The organism is Pseudomonas sp. 05T35 (genome assembly GCF_056396605.1).
This window is the reverse complement of record NZ_JBFTLU010000193.1, coordinates 1-16,599: the sequence shown is the minus strand read 5'-3', so window position 1 is coordinate 16,599 and position 16,599 is coordinate 1. Positions and strand designations below refer to the sequence as shown.

Annotated in this window: 21 protein-coding genes and 2 pseudogenes; 2 read left to right on the top strand and 21 right to left on the bottom strand. The window is 58.2% G+C overall.

Annotated elements, in window-relative coordinates; translation table 11 throughout:
• Window positions 1-357 (bottom strand): carboxypeptidase regulatory-like domain-containing protein (locus tag AC1DH9_RS16060; RefSeq protein WP_477808408.1); only part of this gene is annotated, 357 nt, incomplete at its 3' end.
• Window positions 358-713: 356 nt separating this feature from the next.
• Here AC1DH9_RS16060 and AC1DH9_RS16055 point away from each other — a divergent pair.
• A complete protein-coding gene (locus AC1DH9_RS16055) occupies window positions 714-1,328 on the top strand; it encodes a hypothetical protein (protein WP_477806123.1) in 615 nt (204 codons plus the stop codon).
• A 212-nt stretch (window positions 1,329-1,540) separates the two neighbouring features.
• Here AC1DH9_RS16055 and AC1DH9_RS16050 read toward each other — a convergent pair whose 3' ends face one another.
• The 3 genes from AC1DH9_RS16050 to AC1DH9_RS16040 are packed head-to-tail and all read right to left on the bottom strand — an operon-like array spanning window position 1,541 to window position 3,410.
• Window positions 1,541-2,305: a C40 family peptidase gene (locus AC1DH9_RS16050; protein ID WP_477808407.1), complete on the bottom strand. Its 765-nt coding sequence runs from the start codon at window positions 2,303-2,305 to the stop codon at window positions 1,541-1,543.
• A gap of 2 nt (window positions 2,306-2,307) precedes the next feature.
• Window positions 2,308-3,060, bottom strand: coding sequence for a phage minor tail protein L (locus AC1DH9_RS16045; RefSeq protein WP_477806121.1), 753 nt, complete (start codon window positions 3,058-3,060; stop codon window positions 2,308-2,310).
• Window positions 3,061-3,071: 11 nt separating this feature from the next.
• Window positions 3,072-3,410 carry a phage tail protein gene (locus AC1DH9_RS16040; protein WP_477806120.1) on the bottom strand — a complete coding sequence of 113 codons (339 nt, stop codon included), beginning with the start codon at window positions 3,408-3,410 and terminating at the stop codon, window positions 3,072-3,074.
• A 64-nt stretch (window positions 3,411-3,474) separates the two neighbouring features.
• Between AC1DH9_RS16040 and AC1DH9_RS16035 the strand changes: the two genes are divergently transcribed.
• Entirely contained in the window at window positions 3,475-3,675 is a 201-nt protein-coding gene (locus AC1DH9_RS16035) for a hypothetical protein (RefSeq protein WP_477771976.1), read from the top strand.
• 18 nt (window positions 3,676-3,693) lie between these two features.
• Here AC1DH9_RS16035 and AC1DH9_RS16030 read toward each other — a convergent pair whose 3' ends face one another.
• The 17 genes and pseudogenes from AC1DH9_RS16030 to AC1DH9_RS15950 form a co-directional block, all read right to left on the bottom strand.
• On the bottom strand, window positions 3,694-6,948 hold the full coding sequence (locus tag AC1DH9_RS16030; RefSeq protein ID WP_477808406.1) for a phage tail tape measure protein: 3,255 nt from the start codon (window positions 6,946-6,948) through the stop codon (window positions 3,694-3,696).
• Window positions 6,945-7,199 carry a DUF1799 domain-containing protein gene (locus tag AC1DH9_RS16025; protein WP_477806118.1) on the bottom strand — a complete coding sequence of 85 codons (255 nt, stop codon included), beginning with the start codon at window positions 7,197-7,199 and terminating at the stop codon, window positions 6,945-6,947. The genes AC1DH9_RS16030 and AC1DH9_RS16025 overlap by 4 nt, the downstream gene beginning before the upstream one ends.
• A gap of 62 nt (window positions 7,200-7,261) precedes the next feature.
• Complete coding sequence (locus AC1DH9_RS16020) at window positions 7,262-7,642, bottom strand: phage tail assembly chaperone (protein ID WP_477761269.1); 381 nt, start codon at window positions 7,640-7,642, stop codon at window positions 7,262-7,264.
• A 6-nt stretch (window positions 7,643-7,648) separates the two neighbouring features.
• Window positions 7,649-8,113 (bottom strand): annotated as a pseudogene (locus AC1DH9_RS16015) (phage tail tube protein); the annotation flags it as partial.
• A 70-nt stretch (window positions 8,114-8,183) separates the two neighbouring features.
• Window positions 8,184-8,600, bottom strand: coding sequence for a phage tail terminator-like protein (locus tag AC1DH9_RS16010; RefSeq protein ID WP_477761271.1), 417 nt, complete (start codon window positions 8,598-8,600; stop codon window positions 8,184-8,186).
• Window positions 8,597-9,250 carry a hypothetical protein gene (locus tag AC1DH9_RS16005; RefSeq protein ID WP_477761272.1) on the bottom strand — a complete coding sequence of 218 codons (654 nt, stop codon included), beginning with the start codon at window positions 9,248-9,250 and terminating at the stop codon, window positions 8,597-8,599. The genes AC1DH9_RS16010 and AC1DH9_RS16005 overlap by 4 nt, the downstream gene beginning before the upstream one ends.
• Window positions 9,247-9,615, bottom strand: a complete 369-nt coding sequence (locus tag AC1DH9_RS16000) for a hypothetical protein (RefSeq protein ID WP_477761273.1) — start codon at window positions 9,613-9,615, stop codon at window positions 9,247-9,249. The genes AC1DH9_RS16005 and AC1DH9_RS16000 overlap by 4 nt, the downstream gene beginning before the upstream one ends.
• Window positions 9,616-9,655: 40 nt before the next feature.
• Window positions 9,656-9,832, bottom strand: a complete 177-nt coding sequence (locus AC1DH9_RS15995) for a hypothetical protein (protein WP_477761274.1) — start codon at window positions 9,830-9,832, stop codon at window positions 9,656-9,658.
• A gap of 51 nt (window positions 9,833-9,883) precedes the next feature.
• Window positions 9,884-10,387, bottom strand: a complete 504-nt coding sequence (locus AC1DH9_RS15990) for a DnaT-like ssDNA-binding protein (RefSeq protein WP_477761275.1) — start codon at window positions 10,385-10,387, stop codon at window positions 9,884-9,886.
• A gap of 3 nt (window positions 10,388-10,390) precedes the next feature.
• On the bottom strand, window positions 10,391-10,708 hold the full coding sequence (locus AC1DH9_RS15985; protein ID WP_477761276.1) for a hypothetical protein: 318 nt from the start codon (window positions 10,706-10,708) through the stop codon (window positions 10,391-10,393).
• A 46-nt stretch (window positions 10,709-10,754) separates the two neighbouring features.
• Window positions 10,755-11,720, bottom strand: coding sequence for a major capsid protein (locus tag AC1DH9_RS15980; RefSeq protein ID WP_477751970.1), 966 nt, complete (start codon window positions 11,718-11,720; stop codon window positions 10,755-10,757).
• 12 nt (window positions 11,721-11,732) lie between these two features.
• The gene (locus tag AC1DH9_RS15975; protein WP_477751995.1) at window positions 11,733-12,461 is read right to left on the bottom strand and encodes a hypothetical protein; all 729 of its coding nucleotides are present in this window, start codon (window positions 12,459-12,461) and stop codon (window positions 11,733-11,735) included.
• Window positions 12,462-12,542: 81 nt separating this feature from the next.
• Window positions 12,543-13,628 (bottom strand): phage minor head protein, encoded by a 1,086-nt coding sequence (locus AC1DH9_RS15970; RefSeq protein ID WP_477808405.1) that lies wholly within the window; start codon window positions 13,626-13,628, stop codon window positions 12,543-12,545.
• Window positions 13,603-14,904 carry a DUF4055 domain-containing protein gene (locus AC1DH9_RS15965; protein WP_477808404.1) on the bottom strand — a complete coding sequence of 434 codons (1,302 nt, stop codon included), beginning with the start codon at window positions 14,902-14,904 and terminating at the stop codon, window positions 13,603-13,605. Before AC1DH9_RS15965 ends, AC1DH9_RS15970 begins: the two co-directional genes overlap by 26 nt.
• Window positions 14,901-15,725 (bottom strand): phage terminase large subunit family protein, encoded by an 825-nt coding sequence (locus AC1DH9_RS15960; RefSeq protein WP_477808403.1) that lies wholly within the window; start codon window positions 15,723-15,725, stop codon window positions 14,901-14,903. Before AC1DH9_RS15960 ends, AC1DH9_RS15965 begins: the two co-directional genes overlap by 4 nt.
• 263 nt (window positions 15,726-15,988) lie before the next feature.
• Window positions 15,989-16,465, bottom strand: coding sequence for a DUF2280 domain-containing protein (locus tag AC1DH9_RS15955; protein ID WP_477808402.1), 477 nt, complete (start codon window positions 16,463-16,465; stop codon window positions 15,989-15,991).
• 30 nt (window positions 16,466-16,495) lie between these two features.
• Window positions 16,496-16,599 (bottom strand): annotated as a pseudogene (locus AC1DH9_RS15950) (putative metallopeptidase); the annotation flags it as partial.

The window sequence follows — 16,599 nt, the reverse complement described above, 5'->3', positions numbered from 1 at the left end:
GTATTTGCCTACCGGCAATTTAACGTAGACGATCGGGCCTACTTGGCTCAACGATAGTACTTCATGACCTTTGTCCGTCTGGATCACAACGTTAACATCGGAGGTGTACTCATTAGCTGGCCCTGCGGAAAAAGTCATGTGCAGACTGTAGCTCTTGGCCTGCTGCTGGATGGCTTTCGACTCGTCCTCGCCAATACCGCCCGATAGATACGCTATTCCGTTTTGCTGCTGCGGCTCCAATTTTACAGCTGACATGTCAACCGGCTCTGCAGTAGCGGCATGCAGCACCACAGGAGACAAACCTAACAGAATAGCCAAGACAGCTCTTGAAAGGGTTCGTGTATGGATGGATCTCATGATRACGACTCCCGGGTTCTCGCAGAACCCATGCATGGATGCCACCACWRAGCGCTATGYCATAAAAYGGCGWCAYCCCGAYTTCAGTCATCCCTCTTGTACTGTTGATCCCTCACRTTCTAAAAAGTTTATATTTTTSTCATTGGCGGTTTTGACCGTCAGTATGAGGTCTCCACGGAACAACAAGGCCCAGGACTAAACTGGGCTTTTTCCCACCTGTACGAATCCCCAGTAACGCCCTGCCAACCTCCGTAGTAGCCTCCTGCCCCCACGCAACGGATTCCCCAGTCCTTTGCCTRCAAGCCCAAGGACTGGGATTGCGCCAGTTTCGGCGCTTTTATGACCTGGAGGTCAATGTGAGTGAAAAAGACAGAGCGCCAGGATATGAACTTGGCCCCAGCGATGCGATGAAGAAAGAAATTGGGCAGGTTGTCGTCAATCACGCCATGTGCGACCAAGGCTTGTACAGCCTCTTCGTAGCAATATCAGGACTCAAGGAAGACCAATCCGAGCTACTCACTCGGTCCTTAAAGCTCAAGGCAGGTGCACTGCTCGATCTGGTATTGGCGTTTCGAAAGTCAAATACGGCAGACATTTACCCGGCACTCCTTTCACGCGTAGATGAATGTGTCGCTAACTACCGGAAACTCACCAATGCTCGTAATGTCATTGCTCACTGGCATTGGGGACCATCTATAAAAGGCGAAGATTCAGCAGAAGTCGTCAATTTCTTGAGCATGAACCACGGCAACTCTGCCGGCAGCCAAGTATTCACTCTTCAACAGCTGAAATCCATTTCGCTCGGACTACTCCACATAAACACCTTGATGATGACAGTTGCCACGCTATCCTCCCCAGAATTCCCTAATTTCGTGAAGGATAAGGCGCTTGATGCGTTTGACGAGATTCACGTGCAGCTGAAAAAAGCTCTCCTTGGGGTGCCAGATCTGCCGGTTGAAGAGCAGACATAATCCTGTAGATATCGTCCAGTAGAAACGCAGTGATATGTTGGTCGTGCAAACTGTAAACGTACTCCATTGCTGCGTCCTTCATCGCCTCGGAGACTATTACGCGACGCAACTGCTGTGCAGGCCGTCCGGCGAATCTTGCGAGATTCGCTAGGCTCTCATTTTCTAGCCAGCCCGATAGATCGCTCACGCTCGCCTCCTGCGGCTTTACCGCTTCATGTGGTTGGTTGTGCATCTTTGTGCCTGAGGATCAGGCGTGTGCGATCGAGCCAGGGCCCGCCGAAGACGATCACCTCAGACGGTCGCCCGTATAGGTGGTGCAACAGGAACGGCCCAGGACCAAATGTGTCCGACTCTTCGCCGGGCAACGCCGGATCGGTGCCGAGATAGATCCCTGCATGGTTCGGGTGCACAGTCCGGCCGACCGCCATAACGACCATGTCGCCGCGCTGCGGCTGATCGACCCGCGTGAAGCCTGYTGCCTCGTAGTTCGCCTCATAAAGGCTCGCCGACTCCGCACTCTCCCACCAGCCGTCCTCGCGCTTGAACGCTTCGAACTCAAGCCCCCACTCACGCTGGTACCAATCCGCGCAGACCTGCCAGCAATCCCAGGCACCGTGCACGAACGGACGCTTCAACAGCGGCACTTCACCTGTAGGCATAACAGTGCGCAGGTCACTCTCGGGCCAACTGAGGATGTGCCAGGGCAAAGCCGTGGCCTCACACATGGCCAAATCTCGCGGTGACGGTCGGCTGGTAGCGTCCGGATGCGAATGAACGACCCCGATCACTTCACCCAGGTCTTCCGCCGCGGCGTAGTCCTCCGGATCAAGCCGGAACTCCTCGCTCGGCTCGGTCGCGATGTTCCGGCACGGGAAGTACTGCTGCTTTCGTCCAATCGCCAGCACCAGGCCGCAGCACTCTTTCGGGTACTCGGCTGCCGCATGAGCCTGGATCGCACTCAAGATATGTTTGTGCATGCTCAGCTCCGGGCGATCAGGGACACGGCGGGGAAACCACCGTGCGGGAGTTGGTTGTTCTGTCCAAAGCGCAACTTGCAGGACTTCAGGCCGCCCTTGCACTGATCCTTGCTCGGGTCATCCGTAGGGTTGTCGTCGTCATCAAACATCAGTGCACCGGTGTAGCCGCAATTCGGTCCGCGATAACCGCCAGTCATGGCCCAGTGGCAAAAGGTCGTCATCTGCCGGCCAGGTAGTCCGTGGTTATCGATCTCGCCCGGGGAGGATAGCTCCCATTGCACGACCTCCCCGTCTTCGCCGGTCTTCTGGTCGATGTACCAAATTTCCAGCGCTTCCTGCGTCGGGTCGGCGGACGGGTTGCCCTCGGGAAAATTCGCCGCGTCCAGGTACTGGGCCAGCGTCTCGCGAACCGTCAGCTGAAACTTGAGCAGGTCCTCGAAGGCCAGGCACAGCGCTGTAATGCGTCCGTTGACGTTGCCCGCGCTGAAGGTTGGGCGCGTGGCGGTGCCGTTGCTGTCCGCGCCGATGCCTTCGATCTGCACCGGCCAGGCCGCGTACTCGTTGCCCTGCCACCAGATTGATTTCGCTGGCAACTCATCCGGCGAACCGGCATAGGCCAAGAGCTCTTCCGGCGTATGCGGGATTGCGTGAGCATGGAAGCGCAGAACGTCGGCGCCGTACTCGGTACCGTCAATTTCAAACAGCCGCACTTCCCCGCCGGGCTCCAGTTTCTGGATGTCCGTGATTAATGCCATCAGGGTTTCCCTTATGGGTGAAAGGTTTGTTCGAAGGTGGCGGTCAGCGTGTAGACGTTGCCGCCCTTATGGGTTGGCTTGTAGCCGTTGCATTTGTAGAGACCGAGCTCGCCGAGTGGCGGTGTCCAGAGAAACGCTTTTGCGCCCTGGTGGCGATCGAGGAACGTGATGATTTCCTTGATCCGCGCCGCGCCGCCGGTGTGGCTGTAGGGCCAGGACTGCATTTTGTTATTGATGCCATCCGAAACCGTTTGGCCATAGCCATCGCCGAACTTCTTGGTCCGGGTCCGCTGGCTGATCTCGCCGGCGGCACCCTTTTCGATCTGCCAATTGAATGTCTCGAGTGCCATGTATTGTCCTTTCGTGGTTAGACTCTTCGGAGTAGCCTCGACTGACCACTAGAGGGAGCGCCAAATGCAAATTCGGATTCAATCTGTCAGTCATAACCCAGACTTAGAGCCCGAAATATTCTCGGTTCGCCTACAGCTGGACCCTGATGAAGGCTACGAGGGCATCTTTATGGGAGAGGCCACCGTGACCATCCCGTTTGACTCCGGCCTGACCTTTTCTCAAATTGAGGAAAAAGCCATAGCTGAAGTCAAAAGAGTCCTTTAAGCAGGATTTTTGCGGGCATCAGCCACCCTTTATTGCGGTACGGATTCGCCCGCCCTGCCCCAAGTCCTTGCGCATTTTTTGCTCGTAGACTCGCTCGATCATCGGCGCGATTGTCTTAGCGAAGTCGTCTGCTGCAGCACTTTGCGAGTCACTGGAGGCATCGGTACCGCCATCGCTGGAGATGTTAACCACAACGTTTATCTGCGTTGCTGACGCCCCACCGTCGCCCATTGCCGCGATACCAGGCCCACCGCCAGATGTCAGCGGTGTCACACTACCGCCCTCGGCGCCGGTCATCAGGTAGGACCTGCCGCCCTGGCTGAACAGCTCCGGCCCTTTCTCGTTCACCTCGTACAGGGTGTTGGGATCAACACCGCCACCCGAAGCCCGGCCACCACCGAAGGTTACCGAGGCGGAACTAGCATCGAACTGGCTGCCGAAGCTCTGCGCTCCCGCCTCCGCACCGCCGGCCGTTGCAGCACCTGTTGCGCCGGTGCCACTGCCAGTGAAATAGCTGATGCCAGCGCCGACCAGACTGCTTAGCAATGCAGAGCTGGCCTGCCGTGCAGCAATCCGCGCCATGTCCGCCAAAATCGACTTGGTGAAATCGGCGAACGACAGCTTCCCGGTCATAGCGAAGTTGACGACCGCATCCTCCATTGAGCTGAAGGCATTGCCGAACAGGCTTTTGGTCTGGCCAGCGACGTTCTGCGCCGAATCCAAGTAGTTGGCCCAGGCCGAAGTCGCGCCCCTGGTCCAATCACCCTGCGCCGCTTCGACGTCGGCATAGTTCTGCCGGATCTGATCGGTCGCCGCCTTGTTCGCGTCTGCGAGGGCTTGAGACTTGCGGGTGAACTCTTCGTCCGACATGTCGCGCGATGGGTCTGAGCGCTGGTTTTCCAGCTCCAGCGACTGCTGAGCGAACCGATCTTGCTGGCTGTTCAGCTCGCCGCTGAGTGCGTTCTGCCGGTCGCCCTGGCCAACGCCGATAACTGCACGCCGGCCGGCCAGCTCCAGCGCTTTCTGCTGCTGACTCAGTGCCTGAGCGTACGAAGTGATCGCGCGCTCTTGCTTGGCCAGTCGACCGGTTTCGTTTGTGGCGAGTACTTCAAGCTGGCTGTCGGCATCCTTCTGCGCCTTGACCATCGCTGTGCGTGCGTCGGCGATCTTCTGGTCGAGCTGGATGCGTTGGGCTGCTGAGGTGCCGGCCTTGCCCTTCACGGCTTCGAGCGCCGCGATTTCTGCCTCATAGCCGGCGGTAACTTCATCGCGCTCATTGCCGATCAGCGCTTCGCGCTTCAAGGCATAGTCAGCTTGCGAAATCAGTCCGGCTTTTTGCGCCGCATCCAGTTCCTTCTGAGCGTTTTTGTACTCGGAGAGGATGCCGGTGAGCACGTTTTTCGAGTTATTGAAGCCGGTCAGGTMGACAGATCCGGCTGCCGGCTTGGAATCTTTGTATTTGTCGCGCTCATTCTTATAGAGCTTTTGAACATCCTCTTCGGAAACCGACACGCCAGATGCGCGTGTTTTTGCGACCTTGATGTCGACCTGCTCAAGTGCCTTTTTGAGTTTGTCCGCCTTGGAGGCTGCTCCATCAAGCTCCTTTTTTAGCCAGTCGTAAGCATCAGTGCCGTCCTTCTGAATACGTGCCCGATCACCTTCAGCTTTAGCGTTCGCCTCGACTTCAGTCTTACGCCTTTTCAGAGCGGCAATCTGCTCCTCAATGAACTTAGTGGAGCCGCTCCCACTACCCAGATCATCAGGGAACAGCTTCGCAAGAACCCCCGACTTTCGATCATCGAGAATCTTTTGATAGTTGGCGATCTGAGTATCGAATGACTGAGTTCGGCCCACATCCAGAGTKGCGTCGAGCGCCTCGGCCGCCGCCGACTTGATGGATTTCCAACCTTGCTCGATCAACCCAAGGTTTTGAGTTATCTCGCCAGCCCGTGACTTGACGGTATCGGCATAGGTGTCGGTGAGCAGTTTGACTGCACCAACCTCGTCGCCCTGCTCCTTGAGCGCGATAATCTGTGAATACACCGACGCGGTCAGGAAGTGGTATTGATCATTCAGCGACTTCGCTGCGGCGACCGGGTCATCCGCGATCTTTACGAACTCAGCTACCGTCGCGTCGACAGACTTACCCGTGGCCTTCTCCATCGACAGTGCGGCTTCAGTGATTTCGACAAAGCTGCCGCCAGCCAACTTGCCGTTACCGGCTAAAGTCGCCAGAACATCCGCGGCGGCACCGGTAGTGCCGACGGTTGTGCTGACCTGGCGCGCCATGTCACTCAGCTGGTTAGCGCTGGAGCCAGCAAAGTTGCCCGTCAAAATCAGCGATTTGTTGAAGGCATCCTGTTCTTTGCTGCCTTGGTAATAAGCAACAGCCAACCCGCCAATTGCGGCGGCAACCAGCCCTACCGGCGCAACAAGAGCCAGCATGCTAGCCGCCGACGCGCCAGTATTGGTGCCGAGCTCAAGAATGTTATGGGCTGCAACCTTGAAGTTTCCATCGGCAAGGGCATTCCCGAGCTGCAGCACGTTTTGCCGGGCCGCCTTGGTGCCAAGGTTGAGCTTGTCAAATACGCCAGCGGTCTCTGCCGTGCCTGCGCGGTCCTTGCCGATCTTGGCCAAGGCCGCGTTATAGCTTTCGACATCGATAGCGCCACGGCGAAAAGCCTCATGAGCGGCTTTCTCCTGCGCTTCAAGCTTGGCCAGTTTCGCGGTGACCGGATCGATGCCGTTGACCGTGCGCTTGAGCGCTTCGATCTGGCGATTCTCCGCGTCGATCAGACGTTGTTTCTGCGCGACTTCCTTGGCTTCAGCCTTATCAATCTTGTCGTAAGCCTTGCCCAGTCGATCCTGATAAGCCTCCTGCTGCTCAGCCGTGACCAGGCCGCCCTTACGAGCGCGCTCAAGAAGGACTTCAGCCTGAGTCAGTTGCTCGATGCTGCCGATGTTGCCGGACATCGCCTTGTCGAGCTGGCTGATTATCGCGATTTCACTGGTCGCACTTGCGCCTGATCTTCGGCTTGCATCAGCCTGGCGCTGTTTGGCGCCCGTGGACTTTTCAATCCCTTGCACCGCTTCAGCTTCAGCCTGCGCAACTTTCTTGCCGGTGTTGGCCAAACCATCACTAGCCTTGCCAAGACCATCGACGGCCTTTTCGGCGCCCTCGGCCGCGTCGACCAGCTTGTCCAGGTCATCGGCTGCTTTGACGGCTTGCGACGACTCGACCGCAATACCCAGCGATGCAAAGGTGGTGCTCATTTGTGTTCTCTCTGTTCCGCCATCACCTGCAGGGCTTCAGCTTCCATATGCCGGATATCGCTGAAGATGCTTTGCCGCTCACCGAGAGGCACGCCACACATTCGAATCACGTGGGGCAGAACGCCGTAGTCCAATCCCGTTGCGCCGCACGCGCCTGTACGCCACTGAGTGCTCATGGCCTCGAAGACCTGGAATGACGACCAGACATCCGGCCAGACTTCACAGTCCTGCCCAGTCAGGTCGCCGACCATGAAGCCGAAGGTCTTGAGCTCTTCAGCCGAAGGCCCTTGCTCGTAAAGGGCGCGCGCGACGCTTAGGAGTTTCCCAGTCGGGCCTTTGCAAACGCATCGGAGTAAGCCCCCAGCACTGCGCTGGGTGTGGCACTGATAGAGCTGACCAAGACGCGAAGGTTTTCGTCCGTGAACTCTTCATCAATATCCCAGCCAGCGACGATGGCCTTGAGCTGCTCCACCTGGAGGTCGATCAGCAAAGTGGTGAACTGCTTCAGCCCCACCTCTTCCGATTTCACCCCCAGCGCTTTATGTCGCTCACCCCAGTCGGCATAGAGATCCGCCAACTCGCTTCGGTCGCGATACTTGAACTCGAACCCAACCTTCACCGGATCGCCGCCCACCGTGGGAAGCATGACGTCAGCCTTGAAGGTAGGGTTTTGGATGAGCGTAAACTTGGCCATGAGCTACACCACCGACAGGTAGCGGGTTGGTTCGGCCTGCAACGCCAGGTCCATGCTGGCCGCGGACTTGTCGGTCGGGATCTGTTTGCCCTGGTCGTTCTCCAGAAACACCACGTCCAGATAGTTCTGCTCGCCGCCGGAAAACGCCAGGTCGGTGACCTGCGGAATCTGCACCCAGGTCAGCACCTTTCGCATGGTGCCGGCGCCGTTACCAGCTGGGAAGATCTGCGTGTCGGTGGTATCGATCGCTTCCAGGGTGATTGCAATGGCGGTTGCGGACTTCACGCGAACAACCTTGTTATCCAGTTTGCTCCAGCCGGAATTGAGCAGGACGATATCGCCGGCGTCCAAATCAGCACCAACGACTGTGGCGACCGCCTCGGATGCGTTGGAGATGGCAGTAAACGCGAGCGCAGCCTCATAGGTTGCGGCGTGCTGGAAGGTACCGCCGTTGGGGATCTTGAAGCCCATGGGTTTTTCCTCTTTTCAGAAATGACAAAACCCGCACAAGGCGGGTTCTGGGTTTGCCCAATGGGCGTAATTAGTTGGTGTCAGCGCGGTACTGGAACGACGCAGCAACGGTGTAGGTGGTGTCGTCGGGAATGCCGGGACTTGGCTCTACCGGCGTCAGCACGATGACTTCGAAGTCTGCGCGGTTGAGTCGGAGATAGAGTGGGTACAGATCGGCGAGCTCATCCGCCAAGCCTTCCGCCTCGCCCGGGCCAGAACCCGATGGCGTCACGATGCTCACCTGAAATACGCCGGTGTATACGCGGTGGTCACCACCAAGCGTGTTGCTGCCCGTACCGGCCGGAATGACGAAAGCTTTCAGATAGGTCTCACCATCTGCCGGCGTAAAGGCCGCACCTTCATAGGCAATGCGCAGCGCGGGTGTGCGAGCCGCTGCCCAGTCTGTCAGGCGCCCCTCAAAAAGCTGTCGAATGATTGCATGGCTCATGCCTGGTTGCTCCTGATGGCTTCGTCGACGATCTGCTGGAAGCGGGTCAAGGTCACGCGGACCATGCCGCCCGGGGCTTGCTTGCTGTGTCCATACTCGATCGGAATGCCGTAAGGCAGGTTGTTCACGATGTACGCCGTCTGGCCGATGGTCAGTGCCTGTACCTGGGCCCGCAGTACCGCAATCGTCACATTGCCCGACGGATCGACCTGATCCAGCACGCCCTCGGTCGGCGCATCGATCGAGAACTGCCAGTTGCCACGAAAGCGGCCACCGACATAGCCCTTCCCTGCGACCAGACCGTTCACGTTGAAGTTCTGCTCGCGCTCGGTCTTGGTCAACGGCTTGGCGTACTTCACGCCGCGCTTCAGCTTGCCGGCCTTGGTGAAGTTGCTGTCGGTCAGGTTGATGACCGTGTTGCGCACAGCGACCTTGAAGTCGTAATCGTCGGCGGCCTTGGTGTTGGCCTGGCGATGTACGACGTTGGCTGCCCAGATCTCAGGATTGCCCACCGGCGACATGCGAATGACGCTGCTGCCGATCTCGATCACGATCTCGCGGAAGGTCGCGTCGATGCCCGCCTTCGCATGCTCGGCGAACTGCCGGATGTTCTCGGCGAAGCTGCCATTCATGCCAGCGTATTTGCTCATGACCGCACCTGCAGCTCGTACAGGATCGGCGTGCCGGCCGGGTTGATCTCTTTCAGTGGCGGGACAATGGTCCAGATGCGCCCCTGGACGACGACCTTACTGAGTAGCGTCGGTGGTGACGTCAGCCCGCTTGCTGCGATCTTCAGCTTCTTGTCGCCAACCTTGATTAACGAATTGGTCTGAAACTCTTGCCCGGTGAAGTCGAGCAGGATGCCTTGGGCGGTACGCTCGACGACGGTGTCAGGCCGCGTCTTGCTGGTACTCGGGTCGTACGTACCCTTGATAATGTTCCGAATAGTCACGGGCTGGCCGAACTCTGAAATCATCTCCAGAGCCATCACGGCCATTTCGTCGTAGAAGGCCATGGTGGCTCCAGATGTGAAAAGCCCAGCTCAGTGGCTGGACTTAATGAATCTTCGTTGGAGGAGGAGTCTCCTCTTCACCGAGTTGTGCGCAGTACTCGTTTAACATCTCAACCATGTAAGCTTCTTTGGACATGCCAGCCGCTTCAGCTTGCAGCTCCAGTTCAATCTCCCACTCGGGAGCAAGATTGATATCGATCTTTCCCTTAAAGTCGCTCACTTCCCACCCCGATCTGGATGAAATATTTGTGAGCCAAAGTATATCCCAGCTTTACGCCCGCACAGCGAACAAGCCCCGCTTCTGAAGGTAGTCGGCAAACTGGGTGGCGCTCGGCCGATCCGGTGCCGCCGGTAACAGTCGGCTGCTGGTATTGGGGATCGCCGCGTACTGGCGCGTCACCGCCCCTTCCACACGATCCAGTAGCACAGCGCCTTTGCGCTTCTCCACCGGATCTATATCGTCTTGGTGAATCTCGGCAGCCAAGGCCATCTGACCGTACTGGATGCGCGCCGGCAGGTAGTTATCGGGCTTGATTTGACTATCCAGCTCAACGCCGCGACGTGGCCAGGCCAGTGCCTGGTCACCATCCATCTTGCGACCCTTCCAGGTCATGCCATCCATCGCCAAGGCGGACCGGCGCAGCAGTGCTTCTTGCGCTGGCTCGTCCGCAGGGATGGTCACGCCGAACTTCCTCGCGTACATGACCAGGTCCGCGGCGCTCGCGTAGCTTTCGGCGTCCGGCTTGCCGGTACCGTCCTCGGTGATGAGAGTCATGAATCAGCTCGCTGGAATGAGTTTCAGGATTTCGACCTTGGGGGCCTTAGGATCATAGTCGATGCCTTGAGCGGTCAACCATTCACGCAGAGCACCGACGCCCATTTTCGCGGGATCGGTTTCCGCTTCGCCCTGCACAGCCGGCAGCTCGGAGACGATCACTTCGACTCCCTGGGCCTCGTATGCATCAACGATCATTGGGTGATCGCCAACGACGATAACCTTTGTCACCCCGCTCTCAACGGAGCGAAACAGATCGGCATTCCGATAGCGCTTGTTCGGGTCAAAGCCATCCAGCTGATTGGTGTAAATGAGTTCCATGAACTACTCCGTGGCAGCCATTGTTGGCCGCCCTCTGATGCGTGGATTAACCGCCAGTTACTGGCGGAGTGGCAGTCAGTTTGATCATCACACCGGCGGTGACTTTGTCGCTGCCAGCATGCTTGGTCCAGTTGGCCGCAGAGCCGACCGCTGCCAGAGTTGGGTTTGCGCCGCCGGCGGCCTCCTTCCAGCTGTAGCCCAGCACATCGATATTGACGGTACCCTCGGCGCGGTAGCCGATACCCAGGTTCACTTCGTCGTTCACTTCGTACGAGCGGAAGCCTGGAGCCTGAGACTCGGTGATCACCACGGCATTCGGCAGCAGACCGAAGATCACATCTGCCGGCGCAGTGTCGGTGACCAGAACAGGCTTGCCCAGAGTGCCTGGCAGGCCGCCGTAGATCACCACGCCCGCCTCTTCGTAGATCTTGTTGGTGATCGCTTCATCGACGATGTCGAAGTATGCCGACGAGTGCATAACCCACAGAGCGATACGCCCGAACTTGTCGCCGAATTTACGCATGCCGCGAGTCAGGGTCTTTTTGCCGTCGGTTTCGATGTTGGCCGAAACCACCATGCCAGCATTGGAGCCGATAGAAGCACGCAGCGCGGCGGTGGAGTATTGAATGAAGCCTTCCAGAGTCGCATCAGCCACATCGGCACCGATGATCTGGGAGAACTCTTCTACCGGACGACCTCGGCGCTTGAAGGCCTCTTCGGTGGTTTGGTACGGGCCATACATCCATGGCGCTTTAACGCCTACAGCCTCACCGGAGCCAATCTTTTTGGCGGTAACCTTACCGGTGGAGTTGACGTCGCGGTGCTCCAGCGAGCCGCCGATTTTGTAGAAGGCGCGCTTGCGGTAGTCGCCTTCGATCAGCTCGTTGTCGAGGACGATAGCGCCGTTGGACGATGCGTTGAACACATCCAGGTTATCCTGGACGCGCTCCAGGTATGCAGTTTGCGCCTCATCGTTGTAGATGATCAGGTCGCTGTTTACGGTTGTAGCCATGGGTGAGTCCCCTTACTTGGGCAATTGCAGGAATGCGGTTTGGCCGTGCTTGCGCTGATAATCGCGCTTTTGCTCGGAGGTCATTTCGGAGCGCTTGGGTATGGCCTGACCATTAACCCGCTCCAGGGCATTTGTTCCTGTAGCCCTGGGCCACAAGTGAGGCGCGCTTTCGCGCAGAGATTCCGCCCATTCGAGCGGTGTAAGAGGTGTTTTGCCGTCTTTGCCCATGATGGTCTGGCCAGACTCATCAACGGCGACCGCTTCACCCTCTTCATTCAGAGAGAACACGCCCTTGGCGCGCAGGATGATGTCGTCGGTTGCTTCCGGTAGTGCGCCGGCTTTCAGTGCTGCGCCGCGCACCGAGTCACCTAGGACCTTGCCCTGAAACTTGGCAGCGAAGGCCTCAGCCTTCTCGGCGCGCGCGCTAACCGACTTCAGTTGCTTGTCGTAGTCACCGCGTAGGCGCTCCGTCCGGCGATTAAAGACTTCGTCCACCTTGCCCTCGGTCAGCAGCTTGGTTTCTTCGTCCTGTCCTGCACGACTCAGCAGCCCTTTGACGGCGTCGATGTCGATACCCTCAAATTGGGTTTCGAACTGGGTCAGCTTGCCGGAGGTCTCCTTCAGCTTGCCCAGCAATTCGGTATTCTTGGATTTCAGGCCGGTAACAGAGGCCTCAACGGCAGTCGCGATAGCGGCCTTGATTGCCGGGTTTTCCAGGTCGATTTCGTTTTCTTCTGCCACTTGATTCACCCCTTGGGTTTGATCGGCCCGCTTTGCAGGCATGAAAAAGCCGCCCGTAGGCGGCTGATTGAATGTGTTCGTTTAAATCCCGGCCTTAGCGAATGCGAGTGGTTCTAAAGCCATCATTTGCAACAGTGTCAGCGGTGAGAAATTGSGATCAAGCTGCAGCTCGGCGAATCGTTCGATGCTCAATCCACCTTCGCGAAACAACTTCGCCCGCTTCGGGCCAATGGCTGCATCCTGAAAGGAGGCCGGCTGCCGCTGTAACCAGTGGTAATAGTCGAGGCTGGCCGCGACTTGCTGCGGCCCGTCGTCGCCGACCGAAGCTCGCGTAGCGCCCTTGGCGAATACTTCGCTCAGCTTGGTCAGGAAGATGAAGGTGGTGCGGCAGTTCGGGTGAAACGGCGGCCTCGGCCCGGAGTGGACCGGAAACCGCTGCTTATCCATCGTTCGACAGAGCTGACTGGTCTTGCTGTCCAGCGTGGCGACCATTTCAATCTCGGTCACCACGTCAGTATTGGCCTTGGCCACCTCCATCCGCGCTTGTGACGACACATGCTGAATCGCGGTGTGCACCACCGTGCTGGCATTGCGGTTGGTCGTGGCCAGGATGCCGTCTTTGTACCCTGCCGCTTTGGTACCGCGAATGTTGCGGATGATCTGGAAGTTCGTCTGCCCCTCAAAGAAGCCTTGCCGAATCGTGCCGGTGACGCGCTCGCGCTCCGCCGTGGTCCAGCCCTTAATGAAGGCCTTCAGCAGCTTGCCGCCACCGGTACCACGAACACTGAGTGGATTCGTCAGTACCGCCGTCCGGATTGCAGCCACCGTTGGCATTGCCACATCGAGCGACACACCGACCGGTGCCGTTCTGGCCAGACTCGTAGCTTCGAATTCGGCCTCGTAGTTGGCGATGTCGATCAGGTCGAGGTTCAGCTGCGCACTGTAGCGGTCGAAGATGCCCAGTAGCAGACTGTCGACCTCCTTTAACAGCGCCTCCAGCCGCTTGACGTTGTACTTGGTCAAGTCCGACTGAGTGAGCCGGTCGCGGATCGAGCGGTCGATCTCCTTGAGGAATGGAGCGAACTTGCCGACCTCGCCGGACTTCAGTTGCTCGAGAAAGACAGCATGCCGGATCGTAGCATCAAGGATTGCCTGGTTGACCGCCACTGTTCACCCCCACGTCGTCCAGGCCGAGGCCGTCAGTCTGCTCCTGCAGTTCGTTGTCAATCTGTAGGTCTGTGCGCTCTGGAGCAATCAAGCCCAGTTTGCGCAGATAGGCACGAAGGTCCGCTTTCGCAAAGCCGCCGTTCTGCCAGAGCCCGACCAAGGCGGTGATCATCTGCGGATCAGCCGTMAGCTCGACGAATTCCTGATTGACCTGATAGGCGACTTTGTCAGTGACGCCCATGTAATCGCAGCACCACATGATTGCGCGGGTGTAGGCCTCGCTCAGGTTGGCCACACAGCCGGCGAGTACCGAAGTCGACGCTGACTGATCGCCGCGCGACTCGGTAGCCGTCTTGGTCGCCAGTGACGCGACGACCATCCGGGCGCCGAGCTCGATCATCATCTGGTTCTTGTCGGCCATCGCCTCTTTGACCAGCGTGTTCGGCAGCGGTTGTGCGTAGCCGAAGGCGCCACCAGAAGGCAGCATCATCGGCGCCCGGGAGCCGACGTAAACGCCGTTCTTCTCCATCCAGTCACGCCACTGCTCGTCCAAGCCAGAGATCCACGGCTGGGCCTGACCACACCAGAAGACACTGTCCTCATAATCAGCACTGTTGCGGTAGGTCGGGAAATGCTCCTCCACAACGGCAAGCGGGCCGCCATTCTCCGGTCCGGACCGGCGCCAAACTCGGCAGACGAAACCTTCAGCTTCCAATGCCAGCTCTCGGTACTGCTCGATCGTCTTGAATCCGAATCCGTCTTCGACTTCCGGAGTCTCGCGGAGCACGACCAGAGTCAGAACGTTGTGACCATTCACCATGCCGGTACGCCAGTTGATGATGTCCTCGGCACAGTACGACAAGATCACCGAATGACCGCCGGCGCCTTCGTCCTGGTGGTAGTCGACGTACAGGCCGTGACGCCCAGCCTCAAGCACCTTTTCAAGCGTGCCCTGGGAGTGTTGGTAGATGCTCACGCCGGAGCCGTTGGCGTTGTCCTGCAAGTACTCCAGCTTCTTCGGCACAGTAAGTGTCGGGTCTTTGTGGAAGGCCAAGCCCAGCAAGCCGTTACGTGTGTGGCCGGTTGCGTTCTTGAACACCGCACGCTCGCGGTATGCCTTGTTACGGTCGGCGTTCTCCGGCGACTTGTCATGTGCGTTGATGTACGGCAGCCGCGACACAACACGGTGCTGACCGGCGCAGACATCACGCACAGTCGCCCAGCGGTCCAATACTTCGATGTAATCCGCCCGCTTGAAGGAGACGTCGTTGCTCATCGGGCGTATCCCATTTTGATAGAGGTGACGATCGCTTTGATCGGATAACGTTTGGCGATGAAGTAGCCGGCAGCGTCGTTCATGTGGTCGTGCCCCTTCTTCGGATCTTTGTCCGGCTCACCCTTGTCGGTGTATGTCTGTCGCTCCAGACACAAGGTGAGCTGAGGGCACTGATCGATGTTCACCTTCAGGCGGCGCTCGCCGTAGGCGTTCAGGAACATGGAATTGACTGAGTTGACCCGGTCTTTGACGCCTGGGTTTGTCGAATCAACGATCACCGTAAAGCCGGCCTTCTTCAGCAGTGACAGGTCCGACTCACTGGCGTTTTTGCTGCTGGTGTTCTGACCGCTGGCGTCGGGGTAGACCGCAACTGCGTGGCCTGGGAACCTAGCCTTGATCTTCTCGATCATCTCCGGCGTATCGCGCACCCCGTGGAACTCATCCAGAGCCAGCGGCAGGTCGTCGCGCACGACATAGACGACGGACGCCATCTTCATGACGTTGAAGTCCATGCCGATGTGCAGGGCTTCGTCGGGCTTGATTCGCTCGGAGGTGCGGCACTCATCACGGCTGAATGCGTAGTAGACGACGCCCGCATAGTTTTCGAAGCCGGCCTCGTACTCTTGCCGGAACGTTCGGGGGTCCATCTTGCGACGGGCCGCATCCAACTCTTCAGCTGGTAYGTTGCCGCCCTGCAGAGATGTGTACTGCCAACTCTTGTGGTCTGGCTCTCCGCCAGGCTTACCATCTAGGTACGTGTCGTAGCAGTGGTTGAATCCCTTCGGGGTTCCAATGCGCAGTGCATGACCACCCTTGCGCACCCCGACTCCTGGAATCGTGTACTGACAGGTCGAAACTCCAGAACACGCGCTTAGCCTGCTTGAAGGTCGGCGCGCCATACCAGATTTCATCTTCAACGCTTACGCCCCACTCAGCGACCAGTCGGGCCGCGCGGCGCATCTCTGCCTTGCCCAAGAATGTCTTGCCAAACCGGCGGCCACATACCGCATCACGAAAGCGCGCTTCAGGCTGGAATCCCCAGCAGTAAATGTTCGCCTGCTTCGGCGTCAGCTTTACCGGCGGATCATAGGTGCGGGGTAGTCGGGACATTCTCATCAGGCTCCAGGGTGTACTCAGCAACTGCGTGCTGCTGGTCCGCCTGGGAGCCCAGGGGTTTTTCAGGTTCGAGGCGGCGATTCACGTAGACGTCGCCAACCTCTTTCGCTGCCTGCTCAATGATCTGAACAGCCAACGGGATATTTCGCATGTTCTCGGCCTTGTCAGCCAACCGATTCAGCGCACGAAGTCGGAACGCTCTATTCGCAATCGGCACCTCTGCGGTTTCTTCACGAAAGCGCTTTCTGGTGTCTTCGAAAAGGGTATTCCACTTCAGATGCAGGTTGCGCCCCACGTACTTCGTAGGGTCGTAGGCCTCGCACTGCTGTCTCGATACCTCTAAGTCGAATTCTGCTTTGACCGACGCGACCACCTGGGATGGCGTGTCAAAGCAGGCGAGCGCCTGTACTACAAAGGCTTTCACCTCGTCTCTGAGTGCGGCCATAAGGGGATATCCGTCAAAGTACTGTCAAAGTCAGGCCGACTTGAGCAGACAGGTTCCGCAGGCCCTCGATATGTTCAATTTCCCCACCTCAGCAGGACTGTTTGCAGCATCCACCAAGGCCTGGACCTCGGGGC